Origin of the sequence: Enterobacter sp. Ag1 (assembly GCA_000277545.1) — a bacterium.
Lineage (GTDB): Bacteria > Pseudomonadota > Gammaproteobacteria > Enterobacterales > Enterobacteriaceae > Cedecea.
In genome coordinates this window covers 267,370-281,522 of the sequence record AKXM01000055.1, presented here as the reverse complement: position 1 = coordinate 281,522, position 14,153 = coordinate 267,370, and the positions used below count along the sequence as shown (strand labels likewise).

The 14,153-nt window shown below is 55.3% G+C and carries 11 protein-coding genes; 1 reads left to right on the top strand and 10 read right to left on the bottom strand.

Annotated features, from left to right (window positions below; translation table 11 throughout):
- Positions 1-7: 7 nt before the first annotated feature.
- From mepK to cmoM, 6 genes are all read right to left on the bottom strand, one after another.
- Positions 8-556, bottom strand: coding sequence for a peptidoglycan L,D-endopeptidase MepK (gene mepK / locus A936_RS20550; RefSeq protein ID WP_008461203.1), 549 nt, complete (start codon positions 554-556; stop codon positions 8-10).
- 184 nt (positions 557-740) lie between these two features.
- Positions 741-2,579, bottom strand: coding sequence for a L,D-transpeptidase (ldtD, locus tag A936_RS20545; RefSeq protein ID WP_008461201.1), 1,839 nt, complete (start codon positions 2,577-2,579; stop codon positions 741-743).
- Between the two features lie 182 nt (positions 2,580-2,761).
- Entirely contained in the window at positions 2,762-7,219 is a 4,458-nt protein-coding gene (gene mukB / locus A936_RS20540; protein WP_008461199.1) for a chromosome partition protein MukB, read from the bottom strand.
- Entirely contained in the window at positions 7,216-7,932 is a 717-nt protein-coding gene (mukE, locus tag A936_RS20535) for a chromosome partition protein MukE (RefSeq protein WP_008461197.1), read from the bottom strand. Before mukE ends, mukB begins: the two co-directional genes overlap by 4 nt.
- Complete coding sequence (mukF, locus tag A936_RS20530) at positions 7,913-9,235, bottom strand: chromosome partition protein MukF (protein WP_008461196.1); 1,323 nt, start codon at positions 9,233-9,235, stop codon at positions 7,913-7,915. The genes mukE and mukF overlap by 20 nt, the downstream gene beginning before the upstream one ends.
- 3 nt (positions 9,236-9,238) lie before the next feature.
- Positions 9,239-10,015, bottom strand: coding sequence for a tRNA uridine 5-oxyacetic acid(34) methyltransferase CmoM (gene cmoM, locus A936_RS20525; RefSeq protein WP_008461195.1), 777 nt, complete (start codon positions 10,013-10,015; stop codon positions 9,239-9,241).
- Positions 10,016-10,147: 132 nt separating this feature from the next.
- Between cmoM and elyC the strand changes: the two genes are divergently transcribed.
- On the top strand, positions 10,148-10,927 hold the full coding sequence (gene elyC, locus A936_RS20520; RefSeq protein ID WP_008461194.1) for an envelope biogenesis factor ElyC: 780 nt from the start codon (positions 10,148-10,150) through the stop codon (positions 10,925-10,927).
- Here the strand turns inward: elyC and A936_RS20515 are convergent.
- The 4 genes from A936_RS20515 to A936_RS20500 form a co-directional block, all read right to left on the bottom strand.
- Positions 10,904-11,797 (bottom strand): YcbJ family phosphotransferase, encoded by an 894-nt coding sequence (locus tag A936_RS20515; RefSeq protein WP_008461193.1) that lies wholly within the window; start codon positions 11,795-11,797, stop codon positions 10,904-10,906. The genes elyC and A936_RS20515 overlap by 24 nt on opposite strands.
- A gap of 137 nt (positions 11,798-11,934) precedes the next feature.
- Positions 11,935-12,681, bottom strand: a complete 747-nt coding sequence (gene kdsB, locus A936_RS20510; RefSeq protein ID WP_008461192.1) for a 3-deoxy-manno-octulosonate cytidylyltransferase — start codon at positions 12,679-12,681, stop codon at positions 11,935-11,937.
- Positions 12,678-12,860: a protein YcaR gene (gene ycaR / locus A936_RS20505; RefSeq protein WP_008461191.1), complete on the bottom strand. Its 183-nt coding sequence runs from the start codon at positions 12,858-12,860 to the stop codon at positions 12,678-12,680. The genes kdsB and ycaR overlap by 4 nt, the downstream gene beginning before the upstream one ends.
- A gap of 48 nt (positions 12,861-12,908) precedes the next feature.
- A complete protein-coding gene (locus A936_RS20500) occupies positions 12,909-14,141 on the bottom strand; it encodes a winged helix-turn-helix domain-containing protein (RefSeq protein ID WP_008461190.1) in 1,233 nt (410 codons plus the stop codon).
- Between the last annotated feature and the right edge of the window lie 12 nt (positions 14,142-14,153).

Genomic DNA, 14,153 nt, shown 5'->3' with positions numbered 1-14,153 from the left:
CGTTGTTTTACCAGTGCCTTACCGGCCCGGTATCAATATGCACAAAGTCGCTGCTGGGGTAGTATCCTACACCACCTGCCCGCATAGATAATGCTGCTTTGCGAATATTGCTTAACGAAACGCCTTCAATATGGAAATCCATCGCCTGGCCTTTGGTGTGGTAGCTTTTTTTCGCCACACCTCGGCTGTGAGCACGGAGTTCATTATTGGTGTCGATGGAACGGTAGCCAGAAACCAGCTGGACCGGTTTGTTAGTCCCCAAAAGCCCCTGCAGGCGATAGAGTTGGTCGAACAGGGAAGGATCGATGGATTTAATCTTGTTCGCCCGGTAGTCCCGGAAGAAATGATTAAGCCTTGCTAATTCATCCTGAATATAGCCTCTGCCATCAAAAAACTCAGCTTTCAGTGACTCTCCAGTATGCAGGTTATTGAGAGTCAAAATACGCGGGCGTGGTGTCGAGAGGGTGGCAAACGACGGCAAAGGCATGAGAGCGGCACCGAAAGCCACGCCCCCCAAAGCCAGTAGCTTGCGGCGATTAGCGTCAAATTTGTCCATGATATCCAGGTCTACAGGTAATAAAATGATGGTTTAATATGCACTTTTGCGCACAGCCATCGCACCATAACTGCCCGAATCCGGGGAGTCAAGGCACGATAAAACCCAGCAACGGCGGGCCCTGCAGAGGGCCCGGCTGCGTTTTACATTTTATACGACCACTAATTCATTAGAAATGTTGCGTTTAGCGGATTAATAACCCGGCTTTTGCGAGGTTTTGTGCGCCAGATCGCGCGGTGAGATCATAATTGTAAATATCTGTACGAAATTCGGTGCGGCCATCTTTTCCGACAAATGCGGTCAGATAGTAGAGATTAACCGGAATGTTATGCCGGATATTGACGTATTTAGTGTTCCCTTCCTGCAAGGTACTGGATATACGGGAATCATTCCATCCGGCATCCTGCAGCAGCATATTTGCCAGCTCAGACGCCTTGTTGACGCGTACACAGCCTGAACTCAGCGCCCTTGCATCCTTCTGGAAGAGGTTATGATTGGGCGTGTCATGCAGGTAGATGGCGTCAGAACTCGGCATATTAAACTTGTAGCGTCCAAGCGAGTTCTGCGTGCCGGGCTTCTGCTGGAAGCGGAACGGCAGATTATTCTCGGTGATCGTCGACCAGTCTACGCGCCACGGATCGATCATCTCCGCATTGTTGCTCCAGCCGCGAATCACGCTATAGCCGTGCTGTTCCAGGTAACCCGGATTCTGGCGAACCTTTGGCAAAATATCTTTTCGCGCCAGCGTTGGCGGCACGTTCCACGGTGGGTTAACCACAACGTTGTTCAGCGCGCTGCTCATCATCGGGGTTTTACGATCCGGGCGCCCAACGATAACGCGAGAAGCCAGCGCCTCGTTCCCGTTAAGGTAATACACCAGCGAATAGTTAGGAATGTTCACCATAATGCCGGTCTCAAGTTTATCCGGCAGCAGGCGTAAACGTTGAATATTCAATGCTACCAGGGCTGCACGCTGCTGAGGCGTGACGTTAAGCCAGTCGCGCGTCAGTTGGCCAATCGCACCGTCCGAGCCTAACCCTTGCCATTGCTGGAAGCGTTTCACGCCATCGACCAGATCTCGGCTATAAACGCCGCGGGCGGCAACCTGAGATTTTTTCTTGCCAGCCTGAGGAGACGCGTCCTCGACGTTAATCGCGGACGGGCTTACGGTGACATCAGCCACGCTGGTCACCCCCGATGGCTTGTCCTGAAGCATTCCGGTTCGGGCAAGAATTTCTCTCAGCGCCCCCACGTCGTTGCTCCACTGCCCTGGCCTTAATGTCTCTTTGCCGGCCATCTGCGGCCACGGACGGGTATCAGCCAACAGATGAATCAGCGACTGATGCAGCTGGGCATACTGCGGATGCTGAGGCGCAAGGCTGTCGATAAAGTTCACCAGAGAGCCCTGATCAACGGCGACCTGCCACTGGTTAATCACCGACAGGGGCGGCGTTTTTAACTTGTAAGGCGTGCTGCTATAAAGCCAGCGATTGCCGTCAATCGGGATGCCCGAAACGAACTGCAGGTAACCCATCATGGCGTCGGAAAGCACCACATCGCGTGCCATACCGGTCACTGCGGGATCGGTCAACAGCTCAACCCACTGGTTAAACTGCGGCTGTATTCCGGCAATGGCCACTTCCGCCAGCTGTTGCTGAAAGGCCTTAACCGCATCGCGGTTTTCCCACATCGGCTTCATGTCACGCGCAGCATAGAAGGCCGACAGGGCGTTGAGATAAACCGGCGTGTAGCCCGCAGGCAGGCCCGCAATAAGCTGCGACCGGCTTTGTGCCGCCGACATCGTGGAGGTGTTTGTTGGCAAAGTTCCGGCCATCGTGGCCGTCGCCGTAGACTGCGCCAAAGGCTGATTGAGTTCCGTGGGCCGATCGGTCTGGAAAGCAGAACTGTCGGAGGGAACGACGGCAGGCTCGTCGGCCTGGGCCACAAACAGCGGAGCGAAACTGAGCGCCAGGCAGTAACCGACTGCCGATAATCGAAAATCTTTAGCTTTTCTAAGCAACATCCCTTGCCCCCTGTTTATTACTGTGCTCACCGTCAAAGGCGGGAAGTATTCACCACTAGTATATAAACAGTAAAAACCATTTGCCTGACAAAATGTAAAGAAAATTAAAGATTAAGACTGTTCGCGACAAAGAAAAAGCGGGCCTTAGCCCGCTTGATAATATCGCATCCAGTAGCGCTGGTTTACGAGGCGTCAGCCGTTTCCGAACCCTGCTGCGGCTCTGGCAGCGCCGGGGCTGCAAAGCCACGCAGGCCAACAACGTGAACGTGCTCGCTGTTCTGGAAGACCTTACGCACCAGCTTATAGGTGGTGCCTTTTTCCGGGCTGATGTTTTCTGGAGCCGCAATAATTAATTGCATTTCCAGACGTTCACACAGCTCAAACAGCGTGGCGATGGACTTGGCATCCAGTCGCGCCGCTTCGTCAAGGAACAGCAGGCGGCAAGGGGAAATGTCTTTCCCACGCAGGCGCTGCGACTCATCTTCCCAGCTCTGAACAACCATCACCAGGATAGACATCCCGGTCCCGATAGCTTCCCCGGTGGACAACGCCCCGCTCTCTGCACGCAGCCAGCCGTCTGAACCACGGTTTACCTCAACTTCCATTTCCAGGTAGTTACGGTAATCCAGCAGCTCTTCGCCGATGGTCTGCGGCGTGCGCTGGCCCATGTCGATCTGCGGGTTAAGGCGCTGATAAAGCTTCGCTAACGCTTCGGAGAAGGTCAGGCGATTGCTGTTGAACAGATCCTGATGCTGCTCATGCTGCTCGGAAAGTACGTTCAGCAGCGTTGCGTGAGCCTCGCGCACGTTGACGTTCAGACGAACGCTCTTCACCTGACCGAAGGAGACGCTTTGCAGGCCCTGGTTGAGCATGCGAATACGGTTCTGCTCGCGCTGGATCGTCTTGCGAATGATGTTCGCCACGCTGCGGGAGCTGATCGCCAGTTTCTGCTCGCGTGAAGTCAGCTCTTCCGTCAGGCGACTCAGTTCAATTTCCATCTGCTCGATGGCTTCAACCGGATCGTCGGTACGAATGATGTCCTGGCGAATACGCTCGCGCAGATGCTGATAAACCGCGACGAAGAACTGGATCTTACGTTCAGGGCGCTTAGGATCTTCCGACAGACGAAGTACGTCACGCAGATGTTCGTTGTCGGCCACCGCCAGGCGCAGTGCACCCAACGCCTTATCCGACATGGAGCGCAGATCGTCCCCGGAGAGATAAGCCAGCTCACGACGATGCAGGCGGCGCTCAACGCCGTTGTCTTTCACCATACGCATGACGGCGCACCAGCCTGCTTTCGCCGTCACAACCTGCTCGCGCATTTCAAAGTAACTACGCTCCAGCTGCTTCAGCTTGCGGGTCAGGTTGTTCATCTCCGCTTCGCAGTAAGTCAGCTGCTTCTCAAGCTGATTACGGCGCGAGCGGTTGTTGCTGAGCGCGGTATGCAGCTCATCGCGGCGCGCACGAGCTCTTTCCTCAGCCCCGGTATCTGCACGAACGCCGATATCCTGCAGCTCTTTATGCAGATCCGTCAGCAGTTCTTTTTTGGTATCAAACGAACTTTTCAGCGACGCCAGAAGCTGGTTGTACTGACCCAGCTGCTGGGCATGCTGGCGCAGCGCTTCACGGGAACGCGTTCGCTCCACTTCAGCCTGTTCCAGACGCTGGCGCAGCTTCTCATTCAGGTCGCTGTTGCCGTCCAGCATAGCGGCAGAATCGCTGTAGCTGAAGTGGGCGCGACGCTGCACGACTTCGGTCAGCGCAAACGCGCGCTGACGGGCATCACGCTGTATTTGCTGCGCGTGAGCGTAGTCGTCTTTAAGCTGCTCGAACTGTTCAGGGTCGCTCTGCAGCACGCTGGCAACGCCTTCCAGTTTGATTAACTGGTTGCCGTGCTGGTGAATAAAGCGAGCTGATTCTTCGGCTTCATCCAGGCGCTCCTGGATTTCATCGCAGCGATCGGCCAGCGTTTCGTCATTCAGCAGGCTAATGCGCGGCAACAGGCGGTTAAGCTGGGCCACGCCCTCTTTTGCCTGCTCAAACTGCTGGCGCTGCTGCTGATTGTCATTTTCGTGGTTGTTGATCGCCCGCTCAATCTCGCCGCGACGGCTGTTGAGGTGGCGAATTTCCGCCTCAGGATCGTCTTCAAACGCCACGCCCAGATGCTGGCCGATAAAGCGGCTAAACGACTGGTGCAGGCGCTGGTTTTTCTGCACATCGAAAGAAAGCGTGGCGAAGCGCTCGGCCAGTGACTCACGTTCGTTATGCAACGCTTCAAGGCGGTTTTCACGCGCGGCACGGCCAAACAGCGGCAGCTCCGGCAGACGCGAATAGCGCCACTGACGTTCAGCGGTTTTGACGAGTACCGCCGTACCCATCTCTTCAACGGTAAACACGCTGTCATCGAACGAAGACGGGTCCCCTTCAATCAGGTACAGGTCTTCCGGGCAATCTTCCAGATTTTCCAGCTGTTCGCGTACTAAAGAAAGATCGGGCACCACGATGGCGTGACGGGATGGACCATACAGCGCGGAGAAGTACGGTGCATCTTCGAGACCGATATCGTCATAAATTTCAGACAGCAGCACGCCGCCAAAACGTTCGGCCAGCGCGTTGAGGCGCGGGTCTTCGGCACCGCCAGGCTGGCTGAGACGTTCGATTTCGTCATCTACGGCACGTTTACGCGCCCCGACTTCGTCACGCTCAACGGTGGATTCGCGCTCGCGCTCCAGCAGTTGCTGCATGTACTCAGTCACCTGCTGGCTGGCTTCGAACTGCTCGCCGCTTTGCTCGCACAGCTGAGTCAGGCTGGTTTGCGCCGCAATCCATCTTGGCGCGCGCAGGTTCAGCGTTTTGATGCTGGCCTGAATTTGTTCCAGCTCCTGACGCAGCGCCATGCGCTGCTCGCTTGCTTCGGCTACGGTTTGCTGCAGCGCGCCGATGCGCTCTTCCAGCTCCTCATGCAGCGCTTCAAGCTCTTCCGGATCGAACTGTTTGCCCTGGCGTTTACAGAAGTCAGCGAGCAAGCGCTCAGCTTCCTGCTGTTCTCGCAGGCGCTGTTCCAGCTCGTTGAGACGCATACGCAGCGGCTGGACCTGTTCGGCCAGATGGCGCTGGTTGCTACTGTCGCGCAGTAATTCACGCGCGGTGTCCCAGGCTTCGCTGCGGCTCACCGGGCCACTGATCGCCGTTACCAGTTGGTAAGCATGTTCGAACTGGCTATGCGCCGCCTGAGCCACGCTCATTTTCTGTTCAAGAGACAGCAGCTTGTCGGTTGCCTCGATCTCTTTCGCTTTGAAAGTGTCCAGCCATTCATCGGCGCTGTCGGCGGTTAAATCCGGCAGATGGCAAAGCTCACGAGCACGCTCCAGCGCCTGAAGCGCCTGCTGATACTGAATAGCGCGGGTCTGCTGCACGTCCAGCGCCTGCTGGTAATCGGCAAGCTGACTCTTCAGCTCATCCACTTCCAGCTCGGCGGCTTCGGCCCGGGCCTCGTTTTCTTCCTGCTGCTCGTGCGCTTCGGCAACGATCTCATTTTGCTCTTCAAGACGAATTTGCAGCTCGTCGAGGTCAGCTTCGTAGCGCTCGATCTTTTCCTGCTGGCGAATCGCCGTTTGCACCAGATTCAGGTGATCGCTTGCGGCCTGGTAATCCGTTTCCAGATCGCCTTCCGCACCGCTGTGTTCACCCAGCTCGCGCGCCATATCAACGTGCTTATATTGTTCGGCGGCCAGCTGCTGGCGGCTAATCAACAGTTCGCGACGAAATTCCAGCGCTTTATCCAGGTGGATACGTCGTTCGTTGGCGTGGCGCATGTAGTCTGCCGCCACATAGTCAGTCGCTTCCGAGATTAAGTGCTTAAACAAATCACGGTCGGACTGGGTGACGCGAATCGCTTCCAGCGTCATGCGGTTTTCACGCAGCGCCGCTTCCATGTCCTGGAAGGCTTTACGCACGCCGCCGTTTTCCGGCAGCAGGTAATCACGCAGAGAACGGGTGATCGCGCTGGAAATACCGCCGTACAGCGAGGCTTCAATCAGGCGATAGTATTTGCTACGGTCTGCGGCGCTGCGCAGGCGACGGGCAACAATGCCCAGATCGAACATCAGCGAGTGGTAGTCGGTAATGGAGTTGAACTGTTTGAACTGCACGCCTTCAATGGCTTCAACTTTATCCTTAAGCTCCTGCAGGCTGAGTACGCGAGCCTGACGTTCATTCAGCGTTTCAGTCAGTAACTGCGTCGGCTGAATCGAGGTTGGCAAGCCCTGAATTGCAAAGGGTTTAATATCGACTTTACGGTCGCGCCCGGCGACCTGCTGCAGACGAACCCCCACTACAACGCGCTGATGGCGCGAGTTGATGACGTCCAGCGTGGAGTAACACACGCCGGCTTTCAGCTTGCCGTGAAGACCTTTATCGCGAGAGCCTGAGGTGGCCCCCGCCTCCGTGGTGTTGCGGAAGTGCAGCAAGGTTAAGTCCGGGATAAGCGCCGTGACGAAAGCCGCCATAGTGGTGGACTTACCCGCCCCGTTGCCCCCGGAAAGCGTGGTGACCAGCTCATCGAGATCGAAGGTACGCGCGAAGAAACCGTTCCAGTTAACCAGCGTCAGCGAGCGAAATTTTCCGCGTTCAATCATTCTTGTTCATCCTCCGCGTTATCCAGTCCTGGTTGTGGCTCATCGCTCTCATCATTGAGCTGCAGGCGACTTTCGACCGCCATGGCTTCGCCGTCGCGAATCATGCGCAGCTGAGCTTCGCGCGGGTCATCGCCGGTGCGCACATCGGCGCCGAAGCGGAAGACCGATTCGGTGATGCGGAATTTACTGCTGTCGTGGCCCATAAACCAGATCATGCCGAGACGGCGCAGGCGAGTCAGTGAAGCACGCACTTTCTCCTGCAGCTTTTGTCGGTCAAGGTCGGACCCGGTGGAGCGGTTGTTCACCAGCTTCAGCAGCTTGTTTTCATCCGCCAGCGTTAGCAGCTCGTCATAAAGCTCCTGCTGGGTGAAGATCCCTTCGTTGGCCAGACGTTCCGGGCTGAGATAGAGGTAGCACAGAATTTTGCCCACCATCATATCCAGCTCGGAGAGCACAGAACGAGGGATTAGCGTGGTGGAACGTGGACGCAGATAGAAAAATCCTTCTGGCGCACGGATGAGTTCCACGTTATAGCGCGCGTAAAACTCTTCCAGATATTCCTGGAAATCCATCAAGAAGGCGTGGTTGTCCAGCTCTTCGAGGCCAATATGACGCCCGGCGCGCAGCTGGCTGTCGAGCGCAGGAAAAAGAGGGTTGGCCAGCGCCTGTGCCAGTTTAACCGGCATCACTTGTTCAATATTTGTTGATGACATGCGCCTGTACCTTGGCTCCGTAATCGTTAATGGTTTGCCACTTAGCCGGCAATCCTGTGAAATCCGCTTCCGCTACGCCCAGACGCACCGCCTGGTCTACAACAATACGCGCCACGTCGAAGTGACGCGCGCGCGGGTATTGCACGAGGTAGTCACGTACCACAACGCCCAAATCAAGAGGAGCTTGTTGGGTTTTGTAGACCTGCAGCGCCGCTTCAATCAGCGCCGCCAGCTGTTCACGAATTTCGTTAAATTCTTCAAACTCGAGTTCACTTGGCAACTCGCCGGTGACCTCTTCATCCCGCAGTGCCATCTCTTCGTCACGCATATCCAGCAGGCGATCGGCGCTGGAGTAGGTCAGCGCCCATGGCGCATCGAAGTAGCTTTGCACCGACTGGCGCAGACGCTGAGCAAAGACGCGGTTTTTATCCATATCGATAGCGGTACGGATAAATTTATGCACGTGGCGGTCGTAGCCAATCCACAGGTCAATGGCCTGCTGGCCCCAGCTGATAATGCGGTCGAGTTTGCTTTGCAGGTCGAACACAAGGCGGTCTACAAAGTGAAGATCGTCGCGCCCCAGGGTTGAGTCCTGAACGCGCAACAGGTTGGCCTGCAGCTTATCCCCCGCGGCTTCGAGCGTATCCTGCAGTTCACGTAGCGTGCCGGATGTCTCTGACAACAGCAGTTCACAGCTTGAAATCGCCGCCCGCCAGTCTTTGTTCAGCAGTTGGGCAATGTCATCTTTTACCTGCTGCTGCTGCTCGTCCATAATGCGCTGGGTAAGATCGATACTGTCGAAAATCTCCGCCACGGAATATTTGAGCGGCGCATAAACATTGCGGTGCCAGTGAAATTCATCGCCATCTTCATCGGCCGCATCAGCGGCGCGCTTAAGCTCGCCCGCAACGATAGAAAGCTGCATAGACAGACGCAGCGTGGAAAACTCACGCTGGCGAATGTAGTAGTCAGTGATGCCAATCCCCAGAGGCGTCAGGCGATAAATGGCATTGCCTTCGGTTAGCTCGCTGACAAAGCGATTGAGCAAACGCTGACGGACCATATCGTTGATGGCGTTGTTCGCGCGCACGCTGATGGTTTCGCTCGTTTGTTCAAAACCATCGCTGACGTGACGAAACGCATCAATCAGCTCTCCCTCGCTCAGCTCGCCATCAAGGCGCTCGCCGTTTAAGGTGGCCACGGCCAGCAAAAACGTCAGGCGCTCCGTCGGTAGCGAGATCGAAAAATCATTTTTCCTGGCCCAGGCAACCAGTTCAGGCACTGTCTGGGAAAAATCACTCATAATTTATCCTTGGCTCTGCGGCTTAAACGCGGTTACGTGAATATAGCGGCCGAGACTGATAAACGGCTCCTGCCGACAATAACGCGTCTCCAGCGTCAGCAAATCGTCAAAACCATCTCGTTGTTTGTGTTTATCTCGCAGGTAATCGTGAAACACCCGCACGCCGGTTTTACCGGTAATTTGCCAGCCAATTTGCTCCAGCCAGTGATAAACCTGTTCTGGCTGCAGCGGATTGTCGGGCGAAAGGGTTTTGCGCTTATTTTTTTTCATCCCCTGCAGTACATATTCGAAGTTTCCGACAAACATGTTTCGCATCAGCAGGCCGTTTGCATTGTAGAACATTAGCGACAAAGTGCCGCCGGGACGCAAACAATCCCAAAGCGCTTTTAGCACGGCCTGAGGATCGGTGACCCACTCAAGCACCGCATGAAACAATATCAGATCAACCGGGCTTTCCAAATGTTGAGCCATATCCTGAGCGGCAGATTGTACAAAATGCATGTTGTCGCTCACACCTTTCTCCTGAGCGAGCATTTTTGCACGCGCAATCATTTCGGCGGACACATCGCAAAGCACGACCTCATGCCCTCGCTCAGCAAAACGGGTGGCCGTTTGCCCCTCCCCACCGCCGGCGTCCAACACCTTTAAGGTTGCGGGCTGTGTCGCCAGAAAAGCATCCAGATCCAGCCAGAGAATCGCCTGCCGCAACTGGCCTTTGGTTGTGCCATAGATATTGTGCGAAAACTTCTCGGCAATATCGTCAAAATTGCGGTCACCCATGGGTACAGCTCCGTGGCAAAAGAGGTCATCTGACAAAACCGCTATTTTGGCACAGGCGGGACGAGAATGAACCCATCTGGTGTAATATCACGGGGGTTTACCTGCTGGATGGTTAAAAAGGATCCGAATTTCATGCTTTTTATACTGAAAAAAATCATTGGCGGGCTGCTGCTTCCCCTGCCATTCCTGCTGTTAACCATGGGCGTGGCTCTGGCACTGCTGTGGTTTACCCGCTGGCAAAAAACGGCCAAAAGGCTACTCACGGCCAGCTGGCTGGTGCTTTTTCTGATTAGCCTGCAGCCCGTCGCAGACTGGATGCTAAAGCCTATCGAAGACACCTACGCCACTCGCCAACACGGAGACAACGCCCGCTACATCGTTGTGCTGGGCGGCGGTTATACCTGGAACCCGGACTGGGCCCCCAGCTCAAATCTGATCGACAACAGTTTACCGCGACTCGCCGAAGCGATTCGTCTGAAACAGCTCAATCCGGGGGCAAAACTTATCTTTACCGGAGCCAGAGCAATGACCAACCCCGTCAGTACCGCAGAAGCTGGTGCCAGGGTTGCGGAAAGCCTCGGCGTTGCCAGAGACGACATCATTACGCTGGACACACCAAAAGACACAGAAGAGGAAGCCCATGCCGTCGCGAAGCTGATAGGCCAGCAGCCGTTTATTCTGGTGACGTCAGCTTCTCACCTGCCACGGGCGATGATCTTCTTCACTCGGGCCGGGCTGCATCCTCTCCCTGCCCCGGCTAACCAGTTGGCGATAACCTCTCCGCTGAATCCGTGGGAAAAGGCTATCCCCGACCCGGTATGGCTGATGCACAGCGAGCGCGTGGGCTATGAAACCCTCGGGCGCCTGTGGCAGTGGCTGAAAGGCCCTTCAGGAGAGCCAGGGCAGCAATGACTTAGAGGCGTTGTCAAACACCGGCCGGTTCAGTCGGCCGGTTTGCAGCAGGTGTGCTACCTCATCCCACAGCACATATAGCCAGCGCCGCCAGAGGAAAGATTCGGCAACCGGGGCGCGCTGCAAATAGTGCCAAAGCAGGCTTTCGGCCTGACCTGGCTCAGCCAGGCGAAACAGCTCATATTCTCGCGGCGCCCAAAGCATAACCCCGGGGTTAACCATCGCCAGCAATTGATCGCTACGAGAATCCTTGAGCATGCTGCGAAGGGAAAAATTGCCGTGAATAAGCACGCAGTTATCGCTGAAGTCTTCGAACATACGCGGCAGACATTCTCGGGTACGAAACAGAATACGTTTATCCTGCATGGTTAACCCGGTGTTCTGGTACTGATTGAGCGTAGTCCAGAGCTCTTCGATTCGCTGGCGGTACCAGTGCGGCCAGATGTTTTCCTGAGTGCTGTCGACGTTTCCCACACAGCCGCTGCTGTCCACGCGATGCCAGGCTAAGAGCCCCTCAACAATCTGGTCTTTGAGCTGCTCCCAGCGGTTAGGCGTTCGGGTTGGTGCTTCACCGGGAACCCCTCGCAGGCGCTCCATCAGTAAAACGTCCGGGCCAGGATGTTCTTCGTGAGTCAACACGCCGTAGACCACCGGCATGCGGACGGTGCCTGAACGCGCCAGCATCGACATTTTCCAGGCCAACTGAGTCGCCAGGCCCGGCGAGGTAAAGCTTTTGGCGAGCAGCGGCATTGCGTGACCGCCGCTGTCATAGAGCGACCAAAGTGCAGTTTCCGCATGTTCGCTAATGCACTCAATACGGCTTAACTTCTCACCCAGCAGGTGACTTAGCTCCTTACGCAGCAATTCCATACCGATTTCCCCTGGTAATACTGTTGATTTAATAATGAGCGCACCAGGCGAAGTTGTCACCACTCCAGATCAATTGGGTTTCAGAAAAAGAAAAACCGGCCTGGTTAGCCGGTTTGATTGTTCACGCTGAAGGTGAATTAGCGCATTGCCAGACGGACGCGTTCAAGATCTTCTGGGGTGTCCACACCAATACTTGGGATGGCTTTCGCCACGGCAACATGTATTTTTTCGCCGTTCCACAAGACGCGCAGCTGTTCAAGCATTTCGATTTGTTCAAGCTGGCTCGGTGCCCAGCTGACGTAGCGACGGATGAAACCAGCGCGGTAGCCATAGATGCCTATATGACGCAGGAAGGTATCGCCAATCTCTTCACGTGAAGCGGCAAAACGCTCGCGATCCCACGGAATCGTGGCGCGTGAGAAATAAAGCGCGTAGCCCTGCGCATCCATGACCACTTTTACCGCATTCGGATTAAACGCTTCTTCCGCAGATTCAATGGGTACTGCGAGGGTCGCCATGCCAGCTTTGCTGTTCGCGACGTTGTTAGCAACCTGCTGAATAATCACCGGGGGGATCATTGGCTCATCGCCCTGCACGTTCACGATCACCGTGTCGTCGCTGAAGCCACATTTCTCAATAACTTCTGCCAGGCGTTCAGTGCCGGACTGATGATCGGGGCTGGTCAGGCAGACTTCTCCTCCCGCAGCTTCGACGACTCGTGCAACTTCCGGGTGATCGGTCGCGACAATGATACGTTCCGCACCTGATTCGCGCGCGCGGTCCAGAACATGCAGCACCATTGCTTTGCCGTTAATCTCTTTTAAAGGCTTACCCGGCAGACGCGTGGACGCATAGCGAGCGGGAATAATGGCGACAAAACTCATGGGTTGGTCTCGTCTGAAGTCAGCGTCCGGGCTTCACTTTCCAGCAGAACTGGAATGCCATCACGCAGCGGGTATGCCAGGCCATCAGGCTTGCAGATAAGCTCTTGCTTTTCCTGGTTATAGTAGAGCTTGCCGTTACAGACCGGGCAGGCAATGATTTCAAGTAAACGACTTTCCATAATTACTCCAGATGAGTGCCATCAACGGCACCAGAATAGCATAAATGACTAGCCAGCCGGGGCCATTTCCCAGCCAGTGCCCCAGCTTTCTCTTAATTCTGCGGGCAAAATACCCAGGGTAAGATGCGTCGCGGATTGCCAGCGCGCAAATTCCGTCAGTGCACCACGCAGACCTGCCTGCAAGGCGTCGGTGTTTTTTATGCCCTCTTCCAGATAGAGGCTTATGACCTCCAGCTCCCCCTGCTTACGGTGCATTTTGGCGTCTATCCTGCCCACCAGCGCCCCTTTGTGCAGCAGCGGTAAAACAAAATAACCATAGCGACGCTTTTCCGCTGGGGTATAGCATTCCAGTCGATAGGAAAAGTTAAACAGCACCTCTGCTCTGCGACGATCCCAAACGACCGGGTCAAACGGTGAAAGCACGGCGCTGTGGGTAGCGTTAAGCTGATTTTGCTGCGCTTTTTCAAGCAGCGGTAGCAGCGAATGATGCAGCAGCATATCGCCCAGTTTATCGGCCTGGACGCGAATGACATTGCCCGATGAAAGCCAGCTTTCTATCAGGGGCTTTAACGCAATATTTTTCAGTCGGTAGTAATCAGTGAGCCATTCCGGACGGAAGATCCCCAGGCTACGGGCGCTGTTTTCCAGCATGAGTAACTCAGCCTCGGGCTGCTCAATCAGATGCAAGGCATCGTTCCAGTGCGGCATAACGCGCTGGGTTAAATCGTAAACTCTTTGAAAATTACGCCGTTCCGTCACCATCACCTGTCCGGCGGTAAATAACCCCTCAAGATGTTTTTTCTGTGGCTTCCATTCCCACCAGCCGCTCGCGCCTTTGCGTGGATGCTCAAAATCAGCTGAACGGACGGGGCCATTGTCTTTGATATAAGCGAGCAGCTGGCTGATATCTTCCGCATGCTCATTCATCCATTCGGGACGGTATTTCCAGCCCATGTTTTCAGGGCTCAGCATCCGGTGGCGAATGAGCGCAAAATCTTTTTTCGGCAAAAAACAGGCTTCATGCGCCCAGTATTCGATTAGCTCACCGCTCACCAGGGCACTATCAAGCCAGCCAGATTCATACTGACCAAGGCGACTGAACAAGACGAGGTAAGGGCTGCGGGCAACAATATTAATGGTGTCAATTTGCAGCAGCGACATGCGGGAAATCGCGTCGGCAACGTCAGAGGGCCGTGCACGACGACGAGGCTTTTGAAGTAATCCCTGGGCCGCAAGGTGGAGATTTCGGGCTGCTCGTAATGAAAGTTGTGAAACGGTCATGGCACACCTGTA